Genomic DNA, 16220 nt, shown 5'->3' with positions numbered 1-16220 from the left:
CATCCCCGACCCCCTCCCTTGAAAGGGAGGGGGAGTTCGTTCAATCCCGCAGCAGCTCGTTGATCCCGGTCTTGGAGCGGGTCTGGGCGTCGACGCGCTTGACGATCACGGCGCAGTAGAGGCCCGGTCCGCCGTCCTTGCCGGGCAGCGTGCCGGGGACGACCACCGCATAGCTCGGCACGCGGCCGACGAAGACCTCGCCGGTCGCGCGGTCGACGATCTTGGTCGAGGCGCCGAGATAGACGCCCATCGACAGCACCGCGCCCTGCTCGACCACCACGCCCTCGGCGACCTCGGAGCGGGCGCCGATGAAGCAGTCGTCCTCGATCACCACCGGGCCGGCCTGGAGCGGCTCGAGCACGCCGCCGATGCCGACGCCGCCCGACAGGTGGACGTTGCTGCCGATCTGCGCGCAGCTGCCGACCGTCGCCCAGGTGTCGACCATCGTGTTCTCGCCGACATAGGCGCCGAGGTTGACGAAGCTCGGCATCAGCACCGCGCCCTTGGCGATGTGCGCGCCGCGGCGGACGATCGATCCCGGCACCGCGCGGAAGCCGGCGGCGCGGAACTCGGCCTCGCCCCACTTGGCGAACTTCGACGGGACCTTGTCCCACCAGCTCGCGCCGCCGGGCCCGCCGGGAATCAGCTCCATGTCGTTGAGGCGGAAGGAGAGCAGCACCGCCTTCTTGAGCCACTGGTTGACGGTCCAGCCATCAGCGCCCTTCTCGGCGACGCGGCGTTCGCCCGAATCGAGCAGGCCGAGCGCGGTCTCGACCGCGTCCCGCACCTCGCCCCTGGTCGAGAAGGTGACGCCCTCGCGCTCGTCCCACGCCTTCTCGATCACCGTCTGCAGATCGCCGCTCATTCCATTCCCCTTGTGAGTTCGTCGAGCCAGTGGCCGACGTCGTGTATCTCGATATCGATGAAGCTGGCGTCGGCCTCGTGGTTGCCGAACTCGGAACCGTTGTTGACCCACACCGTGGTCATGCCGATCGCCTTGGCGGGCTTCAGGTTGCGGGCCATGTCCTCGACGAACAGCGAGGTCGCCGGGTTGACGCCGAACGCCTCGACCATCGATGCGTAGCTCGCCGCCTGCGGCTTGGGCTGATAGGCGCAGGCGTGGATGTCGTGGATCGCCTCGAAGCTTTTCGAGAGGCCGAGCCGCTGGAGCACCCGGCCGGCATAGTCGGCATCGCCGTTTGTGAAGATCAGCTTGCGGCCGGGCAGCTTCGCGATCGCGTTCACCAGCTTCTTGTCCTCGGCGAGCACGTCCATCTCGATGTCGTGGACGAAGGCGAGGAATTCGTGCGGGTCGATCGCGTGGCTGTGCATCAGCCCCGACAGGGTGGTGCCGTGCTCGCGGAACAACTGCTTCTGGATGCGCTTGGCCTCGGCCGGATCGACCCCCAGCAGCCGCTCGACATAGAGGCCCATCCGCACGTCGATCAGCCCGAACAGGTCCGCCGACGCCGGGTAGAGCGTGTTGTCCAGATCGAAGATCCAGGCATCGATATGGTCGAGCGCGGGCGGCATGGCCGGGCGAGTAGCCTCTGGGGAAGGTGGAGGCAACTTCATTCCCCCTCCCTTGAAAGGGGGGCTAGACCGTGAAGCTCTCGCCGCAGCCGCAGCTGCCCTTGGCGTTGGGGTTGGCGAAGACGAAGCCGGCGGTGAAGTCGTCCTCGACCCAGTCCATCGTCGAGCCGATCAGGTAGAGCAGCGATCCGCCGTCGACGTAGAAGGTGCCGCCTGGGGTCTCGATCCGCTCGTCGAACGGGTCGGCCTCGGTGACATAGTCGACCGAATAGGCGAGGCCCGAGCAGCCGCGGCGCGGGGTCGACAGCTTGACGCCGATCGTGCCTTCGGGCGCGGCCGCCATCAGCGTGGCGATGCGCGCCTCGGCCGACGGCGTCAGGATCAGCGCGGCGGGGCGCGGGCGGGTGGTCGTCGTCATCGGTTCAAACTCCAAACCCATTCACCCCGAGACCCCTGCGAATCATGTGGGAAGGGTTGTTTCACCTTACAACATCCCCAGTTCGAGCTTGGCCTCGTCCGACATCTTCTGTGGGTCCCACGGCGGGTCCCAGACCAGGTTGACCTCGGCCGATCCGACCCCCGGCACCGCGCCGACGCGCAGCTCGACCTCGCCCGGCATCGATTCGGCGACCGGGCAATGCGGGGTGGTCAGGGTCATCGTCACCACGACATGGTTGTCGGCGGTGATGTCGACCCCGTAGATCAGCCCCAGCTCGTAGATGTTCACCGGGATCTCGGGGTCGTAGATCTCCTTGAGCGCGGCGATCACGCCCTCGTAGACATCGCCGCCCGGCTCGCCGGTGCCCGCCTCGGCGGGCTTCTGCGACAGGAAGCCTTCGAGATAGTCGGGCTTGCGCGCGCTCTCGTCCGCCGCGCCCGCGTCCGTCGCCGCGTCGACGCGCGCCTTGGGCGGCGGCGGCACCGCGTCGACCTCTTCGATCTCGATCTTCCCCGTCTCGTTCATCGCTTCGTCCATCTCACCCGAAAATCCGCGTCACCCGTTCGATTCCCCGCGCCAGCGCGGCGACGTCGTCATCGTCATTGTAGATGCCGAAGCTCGCCCGCGCGGTGGCCGGAACGTCGAGAAGCTCCATCAGCGGCTGGGCGCAATGGTGCCCGGCCCGGATCGCCACGCCTTCCTCGTCCAATATGGTGCCGATGTCGTGCGGATGCACCCCCTCGATCGCGAAGGAGACGATGCCCGCCGAGTCCTCGGGCCCGAACAGCCGCACGCTGTTGATCCCCGACAGCGCCGCGCGCGCCTTGCGCACCAGCGCCGCCTCATGCGCGTGGATGAAGGGCAGGCCGATCGATTCGACATAGTCGATCGCGGCGTGGAGGCCGAGCGCGCCGACGATGTTGGGCGTCCCCGCCTCGAACCGCTGCGGGGCGGGCGCCCAGGTCGTCCTGCCGAAGGTGACCCGGTCGATCATCGATCCGCCGCCCTGATAGGGCGGCATCGCGTAGAGCAGCTCGGCCTTCGCCCACAGCACGCCGATCCCGGTCGGCCCGTAGAGCTTGTGGCCCGAGAAAACGTAGAAGTCGCACCCGATCGCCGCCACATCCGCGCCGATCCGCGGCACCGCCTGGCAGCCGTCGATCAGGATTTTCGCGCCGACCCGATGTGCCAGCTCGGTTGCGCGGCGGGCGTCGAGCACCGAGCCGAGCACGTTCGAGACATGGGCGAACGCGACCAGCTTGTGGCGTTCGGTCAGCATCGCCTCGGCCGCGTCGAGGTCGATGCGGCCGTCGGCGGTGAGCGGGCAGACGTCGATTTCGATGCCGGTCCGCTCCTGGATGAGCTGCCAGGGCACGATGTTCGAATGATGCTCGAGCTGCGACAGCAGGACGCGGTCGCCGGGCTTCAGGGTGGCGACGCCCCAGCTCTGCGCGACGAGGTTGATCGCCTCGGTCGCGCCGCGCACGAACACCACCTCGTCGGCGCTGCGGGCGTTGAGGAAGCGGGCGACCCGCTGGCGCGCCGCCTCATAGGCGATCGTCATGTCGGCCGAGCGGCGATAGACGCCGCGATGGACGGTCGCATAGTCGCGGCCATAGGCCTGGGCGATCGCGTCGATCACCGCCTGCGGCTTCTGCGCGGTCGCTGCGGTGTCGAGATAGTGCCAGCCGTCCGGGATCGCCGGGAAATCGGCGCGGCGGCTCAGCTCGGCGATGTCGACGACGCTGCTCATATCCGCTCCTCCAGCCAGGCTTCGGCCGCGGCCTGGAAGGCGTCGCGGACCGGTTCGTCGCCGATCCGCGACAGCGCGTCGGCGATGAACGCCTGAGTCAGCAGCGCGCGGGCGCGATCGGGGGTGATGCCGCGCGACGTCATGTAGAACAGCGCCTGCGCGTCCAGCTCGCCGACCGTCGCGCCATGGGCGCACTTCACATCGTCGGCGAAGATCTCCAGCTCGGGCTTCAGGTTCACCGTCGCGGTGCGCTTGAGCATCAGCCCGCGCAGGCTCTGCTCGCCGTCGGTCTTCTGCGCGTCGCGGGCGACCTCGACCCGCGCCGCCATGCTCGTCGTCGCCTGGTCGTCGGCGACCGCGCGCCAGAGCTGGCGGCTGGTGCCCTCGGGCTCGGCGTGGCGGACGACCACCGCGGCATCGTGGCGCTGGCTGTCGCGAGCGAGCAGCGCGCCGCCATGCTCGGCATAGGCGCCGGCGCCGTCGAGGGTGACGAAGGCGTCGAGCCGGCTGCCGCCCGCGCCCGCACCCAGGATGGTGGTGACGAGGCTCGCGCCCGCGCCGAGCACCGCTTCGTCGCGCAGCGAGGTGAAGCCCGATCCCTGGACCAGCCGGATCGCCCGCATCAGCCGCGCCGATCGGCCCAGTTCGATCCGGGTCAGCCGGTTGGCCCAGCCGTCGCCCACATAGGTCTCGACGATGCTCGCCTGCGCATCCTCGGCCATCACGATCCGCGCCGGGACGTGGCTCGCGCCGCCGGTCGCGACATGGACGATCTCGATCGCGCCCGGTGGCGTCGCGCCGTCCTTGTGGACCGCCAGCGTCCAGCCGTCGCCGCCGGCGAGCCGCGCGAGAGGATGGGTCGAGGCCGCGTCGACCGTGCCGACCGTCACCGGGCCCGGCCGGCTGCGGCCGGCGTCGAGCCGCCCGTCGACGAACAGCAGGCGGGGCCCGTCGCCGATCCAGTGCGAATCGAGGTCGGCGGCGACGCCCGTGGCGTGGGCGGCGGACAGCGCTTCGAGGCCCGACAGGTCGGACCAGCGCCACGCTTCCTCACGGGTCGAGGGGAGGGTGAGCACGCTCATTTCCCCACCCCGTCATCCTGAACTTGTTTCAGGATCCACCAGGCCACAGGCGCCAGCGCTCGCGGAGGAGTGGATGCTGAAACCAGTTCAGCATGACGGAAGAAGATGCCCGTCCTCACGCCGCGATCGCCCCGTAGCCCTCGCGCTCGAGCTCGAGCGCCAAATCCGCGCCGCCGGTGCGGACGATGCGGCCCGCCGCCAGGACATGGACGAAGTCGGGTTTCACATAGTCGAGAAGGCGCTGATAATGGGTGATAAGCAGCACCGCCTTGTCGGGCTTGCGCATGATCGTGTTGATGCCGTGGCCGACGGTGCGCAGCGCGTCGATGTCGAGGCCCGAATCGGTCTCGTCGAGGATCGCGAGCGTGGGGTCGATGATCCCCATCTGCACCATCTCGTTGCGCTTCTTCTCGCCGCCCGAGAAGCCGACGTTCACCGGCCGCTTGAGCATGTCCATGCTGAGGCCGAGCGCGTCGGCCTGGGCCCGCGCGCGCTTGAGGAAGTCGCCGCCCGACAGCGGCTCCTCGCCCCGCAGCCGGCGCTGCGCGTTGAGCGCCTCGCGCAGGAACTGGACGTTGGAGACGCCGGGGATCTCGACCGGATACTGGAAGCCGAGGAAGACGCCGGCGGCGGCGCGCTCATGCGGTTCCTTGTCGAGCAGGTCCTCGCCCTGGAAGGTCACGCTGCCGTCCGTCACCTCATAGCCGGGGCGCCCCGCCAGCACATAGCTGAGCGTCGACTTGCCCGCGCCGTTCGGCCCCATGATCGCATGGATCTCGCCCGGATTGATCGTCAGCGACAGCCCCTTGAGGATGGCCTTGCCATCGACGTCGGCGTGGAGGTTCTCGATCTTGAGCATTGTTACTTTCCAGCGGGGTGACGGTTGCGGGGGAAGGGATCAGCCAACGCTGCCCTCCAGCGAGATGCCGAGCAGCTTCTGCGCCTCGACCGCGAACTCCATGGGGAGCTGCTGGAGCACCTCCTTGGCGAAACCGTTGACGATCAGCGCCACCGACGCCTCCTGGTCGAGCCCGCGCGACATCGCGTAGAAGAGCTGGTCGTCGCTGATCTTCGAGGTGGTCGCCTCATGCTCGATCTGCGCCGACGGGTTCTTCACCTCGATATAGGGGACGGTGTGCGCGCCGCAGCGGTCGCCGAGCAGCAGGCTGTCGCACTGGGTGAAGTTGCGGGCGCCTTCGGCGGTCGGGGCGACGCGGACCAGGCCGCGATAGGTGTTGTCGCTGCGCCCGGCCGAGATGCCCTTCGACACGATCGTCGATCGCGACCCCTTGCCGAGGTGGATCATCTTGGTGCCGGTGTCGGCCTGCTGGCGGTTGTTGGTCACCGCGACCGAATAGAATTCGCCGACCGAATTCTCGCCCGCCAGCACGCAGCTCGGATATTTCCAGGTGATCGCCGATCCGGTCTCGACCTGGGTCCAGCTCACCTTGGAATTGCGGCCCTGGCACAGCGCGCGCTTGGTGACGAAGTTGTAGATGCCGCCGCGCCCCTCGGCATCGCCGGGATACCAGTTCTGGACGGTCGAATATTTGATCTCGGCATCGTCGAGCGCGACCAGCTCGACCACCGCGGCGTGGAGCTGGTTCTCGTCGCGCATCGGCGCGGTGCAGCCCTCCAGATAGGAGACGTGGCTGCCCTTGTCGGCGACGATCAGGGTGCGTTCGAACTGGCCGGTATTCTCGGCGTTGATGCGGAAATAGGTCGACAGCTCCATCGGGCAGCGGACGCCCTCCGGGATGTAGACGAAGGTGCCGTCGGAGAAGACCGCGCAGTTGAGCGCCGCGAAATAATTGTCGTGCATCGGCACGACCTTGCCGAGCCACTTCCTGACCAGCTCGGGATAGTCGCGGATCGCCTCGCTGATCGAGCGGAAGATGACGCCCGCCTTCTCCAGCTCGGCGCGGAAGGTGGTCGCGACCGAGACCGAGTCGAACACCGCGTCGACCGCGACCTTGCGCGCGCCCTCGACCCCGGCGAGCACCTTCTGCTCCTCGATCGGGATGCCGAGCTTCTCATAGACCTTGAGGATCTCGGGATCGACCTCGTCGAGCGAGCCCAGCGCCTTCTTCGCCTTGGGCTCGGCGTAATAATAGGCGTCCTGATAGTCGATCGGCGGCACGTCGAGCTTCGCCCAGTCCGGCGGCGTCATCGTCAGCCAGTGGCGATAGGCCTTGAGCCGCCAGTCGAGCATCCATTCGGGCTCGCCCTTCTTGGCGGAGATGAAGCGGACCGTCTCCTCGCTCAGCCCCTTGGGCGCGAAGTCCTGCTCGATGTCGGTGGTGAACCCCCATTCATAGTTGGAGGCCCGGGCCGCGGCATCGAAGGCCGCCTTGTTGCGCACGTCGCTCATATCTCAGGCCCTCGACAGGGTTGCGAGGCTCACGCCGCCCAGCGCGCCGCGGATCGTGTCGTTGACGACACCCCAGTGCGGCTTGACGCGGCAGGCGCTCTCCAGCCCGCAGTCGTGACGATGGTCGTCGACGCAGGCGGTCATGGCGATCGGTCCCTCGACCGCCTCGACGATGTCGGCGAGGCTGATCGCGCCGGGATCGCGCGCCAGGCGGAAGCCGCCGCCGGTGCCGCGCGCCGAAGCGAGCAGGCCGGCCTGGGCGAGCCGCCCCATCAGCTTCTGCGCGGTCGGCAGCGGCACGCCGGTCTCGTCGGACAGCAGCGTCGCGGTCAGCCGTTCGCCGGCGCCGTGGCGGGCGGCGGCGGAGAGCATGACGACCGCATAGTCGGCCAGGCTGGACAGGCGCATCGCGTTTCGATCCCAATCGGACTGATTCGATCCGATTGGGCAGATGGGCGCGGACGCGGCTCAGGTCAAGGGTGGATATCCACCTTTTCCCGTCATCCCGGCGGAGGGAAGCGGGACGGCGGAGGAAGCAACTTCCCCCATGACGGCGCGGGCATGTCCCGCTAAGCGGGCGTCCATGTCGCTCTATGCCGCCCTCCGTCCGCTGGTCTTCACCCTCGAGGCCGAACGCGCCCACCGCGCGACGATCCGCGCGTTGCGGCTCCGGCCGCGCACGGGCCTGCCCGCGTCGGACCCGCGGCTCGCGATCGAGGTCGCCGGGCTGCGCTTCCCCAATCCGGTCGGGCTTGCCGCCGGCTTCGACAAGGACGCGCAGGTGCCCGACGCGATCCTCGCGCTGGGCTTCGGCTTCGCCGAGGTGGGGACGCTCACCCCCTTCCCGCAGCCCGGCAATCCGCGCCCGCGCCTGTTCCGGCTGGTCGAGGACCGCGCGGTGATCAACCGCATGGGCTTCAACAATGGCGGCCAGGCGGCGGCGCTCGAACGGCTGCTCCGCCGCAACGACCGCCCCGGCATCGTCGGGGTCAACATCGGCGCCAACAAGGACGCCGTCGACCGCATCGCCGACTATGCCAACGGCGTGCGGGTAATGGCGGGGGTGGCGCGCTACCTGACGGTCAACATCTCCTCGCCCAACACGCCGGGGCTGCGCGCGCTGCAGGATCGCGGCGCGCTGACCGCGCTGCTCGACGCGGTGACCGCGGCGCGGCCGGCAGGCGGTCCGCCCGTCTTCCTGAAGGTCGCGCCCGACCTGGAGCCCGCCGACATCGACGACATCGCCGAGATCGCGGCGGCGCAGCGGCTCGACGGGCTGATCGTCTCGAACACCACCATCTCGCGCCCGCCGCTGCGTAGCCGGCATGCCGGCGAGAGCGGCGGCCTGTCGGGCGCGCCGCTGCGCGACCTGGCGCAGCAGCGGCTCGTCGATTTCCGCAAGGCTACCGGCGGCGCCATCCCGCTGATCGCGGCGGGCGGCATCGCCTCGGCCGCCGACGCCTATGCCCGCATCCGCGCCGGTGCCAGCCTCGTCCAGCTCTATTCGGCGCTGGTCTATGAGGGGCCGGGGCTCGCCAGGCGGATCAACGCCGGCCTGGTCGAGCTGCTCGACCGCGACGGCTTCGCGACGATCGCAGACGCGGTCGGCCGGGGCTGAGGCCCCGTCCTATTCGGTGGTCGCCCCGTCGCGGCCGGCGAGGACCGCGATCATCCGGTCGGCGAGCTCGCCGATCGGCCCCGCCGTCTCCCAGCCGTAGAGCGACACCGCCATCGGCCGCTCGCGTCCCAGCGGCGCGTGGATGCGTAGGTCGCGGCCCAGCGTCGATCGGCAGGGGAGCAGCGATATCCCCATCCCGGTCTCGACCGCGACCAGCACGCTCGACAGGCTGCTCGACGTCAGCGCGACATACCAGCGGCGTCCCTCGCGCTCGATCCGCGCGAACATCTCGTCGCGATAGAGGCCGCCGGCCGGGAAGGCGACCAGCGGGATCGGATCGGGCCAGTCGGGCGCGGCGCTCCCCTCGTACCAGGCCATCGGCTCGGCGAAGCTGATGCGGTGGTCGGGCCCCGGCCTGGCCTCCTTGACCACGACGATGTCGAGCTCGCCGCCATGGTAGCGGCGGGTCAGCTCGCGGCTGAGCCCGATCGTCACGTCGAGCCGGATGTCGCGATGTTGCCCGGCGAAGGCGGCGAGCGCGCCGGTCATCGCGTGGGTGGCGATGTCGTCGGGCATGCCGATCCGCACCGGATGGGTGCCGGCCGGGTCGGTCAGCAGCCGCTCCGCCTCGGCGTGCAGCGCGAGGATGCGGCGGGCATGGCCGAGCAGCCGCTCGCCCGCCGGGGTCGGCAGCACCGGCCGCGCGGCCCGGTCGATCAGCGCGCGCCCGACGCCCTGCTCGAGCCGGGCGAGCTGCTGGCTGATCGTCGACTGGGTCATGTTGAGCGCCGCCGCGGCGCTGGTGAAGCTGCGATGGTCGGCGATCGCCACGAAGGCGCGGAGCAGGCGGGGGTCGAGCATCGAACACCATTCATATCCTGAATGATGATCATCCTGATATCCCATTTGCGCATGATGACAAGGCCGACGATAATCGCGCCAGGACATTGCCAGCCGGATGAGACGATGAAAGCTTTCCTGATCGCACTGGCCGCGGCGGCGGCGTTCCAACCGATCCCGGCGGCCGCCGCGAAGCAGGCCGCCGACCTGCTGATCCGCCACGCGGTGGTGATCGACGTCGAGGGCGCCCGGCCGATTCCCGACCAGGCGGTGGCGATCAAGGGCGACCGCATCGTCGCGGTCGGCGGCGATGCGGCGGTGGCCAAGGCGTGGACCGCGCCCCGGCGGATCGAGGCGAAGGGCCGCTACCTGATCCCCGGCCTGTGGGACATGCACGTCCATTTCGGCGGCGGCCCAGCGCTGGCCGAAGAGAACAAGGCGTTGCTGCCGCTCTACGTCGCCTATGGCGTCACCACCGTCCGCGACGCGTCGGGCGATCTGCCGAACGAGGTGCTGCACTGGCGCCGCGAGATCGCCGACGGCACGCTGTTCGGCCCGACCCTGCTCAGCTCGGGACCCAAGATCGAAGGAATCAAGCCGGTCTGGAAGGGCACGCTCGAAACCGGTTCCGAAGCCGATGTCGACGCGGCGGTCGACAAGCTGGCCGGGCTCGGCGTCGACTTCGTCAAGATCACCGACAGCACCCTCAAGCCCGACCTGTTCCTCTACGCCGTTCGCCGGGTGCGCGCGGCGGGGCTGCGCGCCTCGGGGCACATCCCGATGGCGCTGACGGTCGGCCAGGCGGTCGATGCCGGGATCAGCTCGATCGAGCATCTCAGCTATGCCTACAAGGCCGGGGTGAAGGACGAGGCGGCGATCGCCGCCGATGTCGCCGCCGGCCGCATCACCCGCGCCGAGGCGCAGGCGCGGCTCGATGCCGGGTTCGACGAAGCGACTGCGATGGCCGCCTACCGGACGCTGCGCGACCGTCAGGTGTTCGTCACGCCGACCCTCAACATCGAACGCACGCTCGCCTTCCTCGACAGCGACGATCATTCGAAGGACCCGTTCCTCGCCTACGTCGGGCCGGGGCTGCGCAAGACCTATCAGTGGCGGATCGACCGCGCCGCCAAGGCGACCCCGGAACAGATCGAGGCGCGCCACCGCGAGTATCGCCAGACCGCCGCCGTGCTGCCGATGCTGGCGAAGGCGGGGGTGACGATCATGGCCGGCACCGACGCGGGCTTCCTCAACTCGTTCGACTATCCCGCGCTCGGCCTGCACCAGGAACTGGCGCTCTATGTCGAGAACGGCCTGACCCCGGCGCAGGCGCTGTCGGCCGCGACCCGCGCCGGCCCGGCCTGGTTCGGCAAGCTCGACCGCTACGGCTCGGTCGAGGCGGGCAAGCAGGCCGACCTGGTGCTGCTCGACCGCAACCCGCTCGAGGACATCCACGCGACCCGGTCGGTCGACACGGTGGTGCTGCGCGGCATCGCGCATGATCGCGCCGCGCTCGACCGGCTGCTCGCCGAGGCGCGGGCGAAGGTCGCGCGCTGGGATGCCGGGGCAGTGCAATGACAAAGTCGTCGACCGACGCGGAGCAGGGCTTCCTGCGCGCCGCGATCGAACTGGCCCGCGACAATGTCGCGCAGGGCGGCCGGCCGTTCGGTGCGGTGGTGGTGAAGGACGGCGCGATCGTCGCCGTCGGCGTCAACGAGATTCTCGCCACCAACGATCCCACCGCCCATGCCGAGCTTGGCGCGATCCGCGCTGCGGCGCGCCGGCTCGCCACGCCCGACCTCAGCGGTTGCACCGTCTATGCCAGCGGCCACCCCTGCCCGATGTGCATGGCGGCGATGCGGATGGCCGGGATCGGCGCGGTCGCCTATGCCTATTCGAACGAGGACGGCGAGCCGTTCGGCCTGTCGACCGCCGCCGTCCAGGCCGCGATCCTCGCCGATCTCGGCCGTCCCGCCGGCGAGCAGGCGATGGCGGTCCGCCACCGGCCGGTCGACGGTGCGGAGCGGCCCGACATCTATGCCGAATGGCAGCGGCGGCGCGACCTTGCGTGACGCGGGGCGTGACCCGCGGCGATGGCCGCTGCTCGTCGCGGTGGTGCTGGTCGGGCTCAACCTCCGTCCTTTCCTGACCGCGGTCGGCCCGCTCGCCGGCGGCATCCGGACCGATACCGGCATGACGCTGCAGGTGCTGGCGTCGCTCACCCTGGTGCCGATGCTGCTGATGGGGGTGCTCGCCTTCCTCGGGCCAGCGGTCGAGGCGGCGGTCGGCGCCCGCCGCGCGGTGGTCGCGTCGCTCGCGCTGCTCGCGCTCGGCTCGCTGCTCCGCCTGGTCGCGGGCAGCACCGCCGGGCTGATCGGCACCGCCGCGCTGCTCGGGCTCGGCGTCGCCGTGATCCAGGCGGTGTTCCCCGGCATATTGAAGCGTCATTTCCCCGATCGGCTGCCGCTGGCGATGGGGCTCTATTCGGCGATGCTGATGGGTGGCGGCGCGGTCGGCGCGCAGCTTTCGCCGCTGATCGCCTCCGCCGCCGGAAGCTGGCGGGTCGGGATCGGCTGGCTCGGCCTCCCCGCGCTCGCGGCGCTGGTCGCCGCGCTGGTCGCGATCCCCAGGGGCGAGGCGCCGGTGCGGGGCGAGGCGCCGCCCGTCGGCCTGCTGCTGCGGCGCCCGCGCACCTGGCTGCTGATGGCGAGCTTCGGGCTGGTCAACGGCGGTTATTCGACGGTCGTCGCCTGGCTGTCGCCCTTCTACCAGGAGCATGGCTGGACCGCCGCGGCGAGCGGCCGGCTGCTCGCGGCGATGGCGGCGAGCCAGGCGGTCGCGGCCCTGCTCTGCCCGCTGCTCGCGCGCCGCCACCGCGACCGGCGCCCCTGGCTATGGCTGACCATGGCGCTCCAGGCCGGCGGTTTCGCCGGGCTGGCGGCCGCGCCAGCCGCCGCGCCGCTGCTCTGGGCGTGCTGCGCCGGGGCGGGGCTCGGCGGTTGCTTCGCGCTCACCCTGGTCGTCGCGCTCGACCATCTCCCCCGGCCCGCCGACGCCGGCGCGCTCGCCGCGCTGATGCAGGGCGGCGGTTTCCTGATTGCCGGGGCGGCGCCCTGGGTGGTGGCGGTGCTGCACGATCGGACCGGCGGTTTCGCGGCGGGCTGGCTGCTCCACCTCGCCGAGATCGGACTGGTCGCGGGATTGACCCTGCGCCTGCGCCCCGACTCCTATCGCGCCGTGATGGCGCCGTCGCCCGATCCTGCATGGCCCCGGCCGGCATCGGTGGAGCTGTCGTCTCCCTCGGCGTTGCGGCCCTGACGGAAGGCTGCGAATTCGGCGGCCGGCAACGCCCGCGAATAGAGCCATCCCTGTGCGAGCGGGACTCCCGCGGCCCTGAGATAGGCCTCCTGCTCGCGCGTCTCGACGCCTTCGGCGATGATGCGCAGCTTCAGCCCATGCGCCATGTCGATGATGTGCGGCGTCACCACGCTGGTCGCGGCGTCGGTGGCGATCGCCTCGACGAACGACTTGTCGATCTTGAGCGCGTCGAGCGGCAATCCCTGGAGCAGCGACAGGCTCGAATAGCCGGTACCGAAATCGTCGATCGCGACCATGTGCCCCGCCGCGCGCGCCGCCTTGATCGCGCTTGCCGCGATCTCGGCGCGGATGAAGCCCTGTTCGGTCGCCTCGATCCAGATTTGCGACGGTTCGATCCCCGACCGCGCCACCGCGTCGCTCAGCACCGGCAGGAAGCGTCCGCTCTCCAGGTCGCGCGCGGAGATGTTGATCGATATGTGGAGGCCGCGGTCGGCGCGCAGCAGCTCCGCCTGGTCCTCGATCACCCGTTCGATCAGCAGGTCGGTGAGCGGAGAGATCAGCCCGGTGTCCTCGGCGAGCGGGATGAACAGGTCGGGCCTGATCCAGCGGCCGTCGGGCCGGCGCCAGCGCAGCAGCGCCTCGGCGGCGACGCAGCGGCCGTTCGAAAGGTCGATGATCGGCTGGTAATGCACGACGAATTCGCGCCTGCGGATCGCGATCGCCAGTTCCTTCTCGGGCGACAGCCGCTGCCGCGACACCCAGATGACGATCCCGACCAGCACGGTCGAGACGAGCAGGCCCATCGGCAGCAGCAGCAGATAGTCGTTGCGCAGCCGGCCGAGCGCCTGGGCGCGGTCGCTGAACGCGAAGGCGGTCAGTGGCGGCTCGCGCAGCGACGCGAAGACATGGCGTTCATCGATTCCCGCCGCCGCGCCCGCCGTCAGGATGCGGAGCAGCCGCGGATCGCCCTTGCCCGACATGGCGATCAGCCGCCCCGGCCCGGCGGCGATGCCGAGCGTCATATGGCTGTCGGTCAGGACGTCGACCAGCCGTTCGGGCTTGATCAGCGCGGTATAGCCGTCATGGCTCATCGCCAGCATCGGCTGGCTGCGGAAGGTGCGCGGCTCGATGTGGAGGACGAGGGCGAAGCCCCCGCCCAGATCGACGTCGGGCGGCGTGCGGGGGACGTGCTGGCGGATCGGGCCGAGACTGGTGCAGACGAGGCGGCCATCGCGGAAATAGCCGATATCCTCGACGTTGCGCGCGTCCATCGCGATCTGGCGCAGCTGCGCGACATGATCGGGGGAGCATTCGGTCCCGGGCCGCGTCTCGGCCTCGATCAGCACCCGCCGCGCGTCGGCGAACACCCGCTTCGTACGCATTAGCGTCCAGCGGGCATATTCCGCCATGTGCCGCTGCTCGGCCGCGATCGCCCGGACGCGCAGCAGATGGGCGACGGCGACCATCGGCAGCAGCCCCGCCAGGATGGCGAGGCAGGCCGCGACAATGAGGATCGTCCGTCTTCGCATCGGCTGCCCCGTCCCGAGTCGGGGTCATCCTGACGCCGATGGCGGTGATTAGGCAAAGACATTCCTGACGGAAGAAGGCCCGGAGCTTTCGCCCCGGGCCTCCCTTCCTCTCCGAACCTCGTGCGGATCAGGCCGCGAACTGGTTCATCGTGTTGTGCGCGCCGCCGGCCTTCAGCGCGGCCTCGCCGGCGAAATAGTCCTTATGGTCGTCGCCGATGTCGGAGCCGGCCATGTTCTGGTGCTTCACGCAGGCGATGCCCTGACGGATCTCCTGGCGCTGCACGTTGAGGACGTAGCCGAGCATGCCCGCCTCGCCGAAATATTCCTTGGCGAGGTTGTCGGTCGACAGCGCCGCGGTGTGGTAGGTCGGCAGGGTGATCAGGTGGTGGAAGATGCCCGCCCGCTTCGCCGCGTCGCGCTGGAAGGTGCGGATCTTCTCGTCGGCCTCGGCCGCCAGCTCCGATCCGTCATAATCGACGCTCATCAGCTTGGCGCGGTCATAGGCCGACACGTCCTTGCCCGCTTCGGCCCAGGCGTCGAACACCTGCTGGCGGAAGTTGAGCGTCCAGTTGAACGACGGCGAGTTGTTGTAGACCAGCTTCGCGTCCGGGATCACCTCGCGGATGCGGTCGACCATGCCGGCGATCTGCTCGATATGCGGCTTCTCGGTCTCGATCCACAGCAGGTCGGCGCCGTTCTGGAGCGAGGTGATGCAGTCGAGCACGCAGCGATCCGCCCCGGTGCCGGCCCGGAACTGGAACAGGTTCGAACGCAGCCGCTTCGGACGCATCAGCTTGCCGTTGCGGTTGATCACCACGTCGCCGTTGATCGTGCTGGCGTCGGTGATCTCCTCGCAATCGAGGAAGCTGTTATACTGGTCGCCGATGTCGCCCGGCTCGGCCGAATAGGCGATCTGCTTGGTCAGGCCGGCGCCGAGCGAGTCGGTGCGGGCGACGATGATGCCGTCGTTGATGCCCAGTTCGAGGAAGGCATAGCGGCAGGCGCGGATCTTCGCGAGGAAGTCCTCGTGCGGCACGGTCACCTTGCCATCCTGGTGGCCGCACTGCTTCTCGTCGGACACCTGGTTCTCGATCTGCAGCGCGCAGGCGCCGGCCTGGATCATCTTCTTGGCGAGCAGATAGGTCGCCTCGGCATTGCCGAAGCCCGCATCGATGTCGGCGATGATCGGCACGACATGGGTCTGGTGGTTGTCGATCGCGTGGATCAGGCGCTGCTCCTCGACCTGGTTGCCGCTCTCGCGGGCCTTGTCGAGATCGCGGAACAGCCCGCCCAGCTCGCGCGCGTCGGCCTGGCGCAGGAAGGTGTAGAGTTCCTCGATCAGCGCGGGCACGCTGGTCTTCTCGTGCATCGACTGGTCGGGCAGCGGCCCGAAGTCGGAGCGCAGCGCGGCGACCATCCAGCCCGACAGATAGAGGTAGCGGCGCTTGGTGGTGCCGAAATGCTTCTTGATCGAGATCAGCTTCTGCTGGCCGATGAAGCCGTGCCAGCAGCCCAGCGACTGGGTGTAGTTGGCCGGGTCGAGATCATAGGCGGCCATGTCCTCGCGCATGATCTTCGCCGTGTAGCGAGCGATGTCGAGGCCGGTCTGGAAGCGGTTCTGCAGCCGCATGCGGGCAACCGCCTCGGCACCGATGCCGGCCCAGGGCGAACCCTGGCCGCGGATCAACTGCTCGGCCTGCGCGATTTCTTCCTGATAGGTCATGGTCACTTCCTCGG

16 protein-coding genes are annotated in these 16220 nt (G+C 69.6%); 4 read left to right on the top strand and 12 right to left on the bottom strand.

The features are described from left to right. Positions 1 to 40: 40 nt before the first annotated feature. The 9 genes from dapD to B5X82_RS15450 form a co-directional block, all read right to left on the bottom strand. Positions 41 to 865, bottom strand: coding sequence for a 2,3,4,5-tetrahydropyridine-2,6-dicarboxylate N-succinyltransferase (gene dapD, locus B5X82_RS15490; protein WP_079649048.1), 825 nt, complete (start codon positions 863 to 865; stop codon positions 41 to 43). After that, a complete protein-coding gene (locus B5X82_RS15485) occupies positions 862 to 1533 on the bottom strand; it encodes a pyrimidine 5'-nucleotidase (RefSeq protein WP_079649047.1) in 672 nt (223 codons plus the stop codon). Before B5X82_RS15485 ends, dapD begins: the two co-directional genes overlap by 4 nt. Before the next feature lie 64 nt (positions 1534 to 1597). After that, the gene (locus tag B5X82_RS15480) at positions 1598 to 1951 is read right to left on the bottom strand and encodes a HesB/IscA family protein (protein ID WP_079649046.1); all 354 of its coding nucleotides are present in this window, start codon (positions 1949 to 1951) and stop codon (positions 1598 to 1600) included. Between the two features lie 66 nt (positions 1952 to 2017). Continuing rightward, complete coding sequence (locus B5X82_RS15475) at positions 2018 to 2497, bottom strand: SUF system Fe-S cluster assembly protein (RefSeq protein WP_079649101.1); 480 nt, start codon at positions 2495 to 2497, stop codon at positions 2018 to 2020. A 13-nt stretch (positions 2498 to 2510) separates the two neighbouring features. Continuing rightward, a complete protein-coding gene (locus tag B5X82_RS15470; RefSeq protein WP_079649045.1) occupies positions 2511 to 3725 on the bottom strand; it encodes a cysteine desulfurase in 1215 nt (404 codons plus the stop codon). Then, positions 3722 to 4807: a SufB/SufD family protein gene (locus B5X82_RS15465; protein ID WP_079649044.1), complete on the bottom strand. Its 1086-nt coding sequence runs from the start codon at positions 4805 to 4807 to the stop codon at positions 3722 to 3724. Before B5X82_RS15465 ends, B5X82_RS15470 begins: the two co-directional genes overlap by 4 nt. 115 nt (positions 4808 to 4922) lie before the next feature. Further along, complete coding sequence (gene sufC / locus B5X82_RS15460; RefSeq protein ID WP_079649043.1) at positions 4923 to 5666, bottom strand: Fe-S cluster assembly ATPase SufC; 744 nt, start codon at positions 5664 to 5666, stop codon at positions 4923 to 4925. A gap of 39 nt (positions 5667 to 5705) precedes the next feature. Beyond that, positions 5706 to 7178, bottom strand: a complete 1473-nt coding sequence (gene sufB, locus B5X82_RS15455) for a Fe-S cluster assembly protein SufB (protein ID WP_012049120.1) — start codon at positions 7176 to 7178, stop codon at positions 5706 to 5708. Between the two features lie 3 nt (positions 7179 to 7181). Beyond that, positions 7182 to 7586 (bottom strand): SUF system Fe-S cluster assembly regulator, encoded by a 405-nt coding sequence (locus tag B5X82_RS15450; protein WP_012049121.1) that lies wholly within the window; start codon positions 7584 to 7586, stop codon positions 7182 to 7184. 175 nt (positions 7587 to 7761) lie between these two features. Between B5X82_RS15450 and B5X82_RS15445 the strand changes: the two genes are divergently transcribed. Next, a complete protein-coding gene (locus B5X82_RS15445) occupies positions 7762 to 8796 on the top strand; it encodes a quinone-dependent dihydroorotate dehydrogenase (protein ID WP_079649042.1) in 1035 nt (344 codons plus the stop codon). A gap of 9 nt (positions 8797 to 8805) precedes the next feature. Here B5X82_RS15445 and B5X82_RS15440 read toward each other — a convergent pair whose 3' ends face one another. Continuing rightward, entirely contained in the window at positions 8806 to 9657 is an 852-nt protein-coding gene (locus B5X82_RS15440) for a LysR family transcriptional regulator (protein ID WP_079649041.1), read from the bottom strand. 105 nt (positions 9658 to 9762) lie between these two features. Between B5X82_RS15440 and B5X82_RS15435 the strand changes: the two genes are divergently transcribed. Genes B5X82_RS15435 through B5X82_RS15425 form a run of 3 tightly spaced genes read left to right on the top strand, consistent with a single transcriptional unit; the run spans position 9763 to position 12954 of the window. Next, complete coding sequence (locus tag B5X82_RS15435; protein ID WP_079649040.1) at positions 9763 to 11214, top strand: amidohydrolase family protein; 1452 nt, start codon at positions 9763 to 9765, stop codon at positions 11212 to 11214. Continuing rightward, the gene (locus B5X82_RS15430; protein WP_079649039.1) at positions 11211 to 11708 is read left to right on the top strand and encodes a nucleoside deaminase; all 498 of its coding nucleotides are present in this window, start codon (positions 11211 to 11213) and stop codon (positions 11706 to 11708) included. The genes B5X82_RS15435 and B5X82_RS15430 overlap by 4 nt, the downstream gene beginning before the upstream one ends. Beyond that, positions 11674 to 12954 carry a cyanate transporter gene (locus B5X82_RS15425; protein WP_079649038.1) on the top strand — a complete coding sequence of 427 codons (1281 nt, stop codon included), beginning with the start codon at positions 11674 to 11676 and terminating at the stop codon, positions 12952 to 12954. Before B5X82_RS15430 ends, B5X82_RS15425 begins: the two co-directional genes overlap by 35 nt. Here B5X82_RS15425 and B5X82_RS15420 read toward each other — a convergent pair. Next, the gene (locus B5X82_RS15420) at positions 12864 to 14483 is read right to left on the bottom strand and encodes an EAL domain-containing protein (protein WP_079649037.1); all 1620 of its coding nucleotides are present in this window, start codon (positions 14481 to 14483) and stop codon (positions 12864 to 12866) included. The two genes, B5X82_RS15425 and B5X82_RS15420, sit on opposite strands and share 91 nt — an antisense overlap. A 127-nt stretch (positions 14484 to 14610) precedes the next feature. After that, entirely contained in the window at positions 14611 to 16206 is a 1596-nt protein-coding gene (locus tag B5X82_RS15415) for an isocitrate lyase (protein ID WP_079649036.1), read from the bottom strand. Between the last annotated feature and the right edge of the window lie 14 nt (positions 16207 to 16220).

This window comes from Rhizorhabdus histidinilytica (assembly GCF_900167915.1).
Lineage (GTDB): Bacteria > Pseudomonadota > Alphaproteobacteria > Sphingomonadales > Sphingomonadaceae > Rhizorhabdus > Rhizorhabdus histidinilytica.
This window is presented reverse-complemented; position numbering and strand designations above follow the sequence as displayed.

Coding starts and splice junctions, on each gene's coding strand:
- B5X82_RS15480 (WP_079649046.1), bottom strand. CDS start 1,951: ATGACGACGACCACCCGCCCGCGCCCCGCCGCGCTGATCCTGACGCCG.
- B5X82_RS15445 (WP_079649042.1), top strand. CDS start 7,762: ATGTCGCTCTATGCCGCCCTCCGTCCGCTGGTCTTCACCCTCGAGGCC.
- B5X82_RS15415 (WP_079649036.1), bottom strand. CDS start 16,206: ATGACCTATCAGGAAGAAATCGCGCAGGCCGAGCAGTTGATCCGCGGC.
- B5X82_RS15475 (WP_079649101.1), bottom strand. CDS start 2,497: ATGAACGAGACGGGGAAGATCGAGATCGAAGAGGTCGACGCGGTGCCG.
- B5X82_RS15425 (WP_079649038.1), top strand. CDS start 11,674: ATGCCGAATGGCAGCGGCGGCGCGACCTTGCGTGACGCGGGGCGTGAC.
- B5X82_RS15430 (WP_079649039.1), top strand. CDS start 11,211: ATGACAAAGTCGTCGACCGACGCGGAGCAGGGCTTCCTGCGCGCCGCG.
- B5X82_RS15465 (WP_079649044.1), bottom strand. CDS start 4,807: ATGAGCGTGCTCACCCTCCCCTCGACCCGTGAGGAAGCGTGGCGCTGG.
- B5X82_RS15470 (WP_079649045.1), bottom strand. CDS start 3,725: ATGAGCAGCGTCGTCGACATCGCCGAGCTGAGCCGCCGCGCCGATTTC.
- sufB (WP_012049120.1), bottom strand. CDS start 7,178: ATGAGCGACGTGCGCAACAAGGCGGCCTTCGATGCCGCGGCCCGGGCC.
- sufC (WP_079649043.1), bottom strand. CDS start 5,666: ATGCTCAAGATCGAGAACCTCCACGCCGACGTCGATGGCAAGGCCATC.
- B5X82_RS15420 (WP_079649037.1), bottom strand. CDS start 14,483: ATGCGAAGACGGACGATCCTCATTGTCGCGGCCTGCCTCGCCATCCTG.
- dapD (WP_079649048.1), bottom strand. CDS start 865: ATGAGCGGCGATCTGCAGACGGTGATCGAGAAGGCGTGGGACGAGCGC.
- B5X82_RS15450 (WP_012049121.1), bottom strand. CDS start 7,586: ATGCGCCTGTCCAGCCTGGCCGACTATGCGGTCGTCATGCTCTCCGCC.
- B5X82_RS15435 (WP_079649040.1), top strand. CDS start 9,763: ATGAAAGCTTTCCTGATCGCACTGGCCGCGGCGGCGGCGTTCCAACCG.
- B5X82_RS15440 (WP_079649041.1), bottom strand. CDS start 9,657: ATGCTCGACCCCCGCCTGCTCCGCGCCTTCGTGGCGATCGCCGACCAT.
- B5X82_RS15485 (WP_079649047.1), bottom strand. CDS start 1,533: ATGCCGCCCGCGCTCGACCATATCGATGCCTGGATCTTCGATCTGGAC.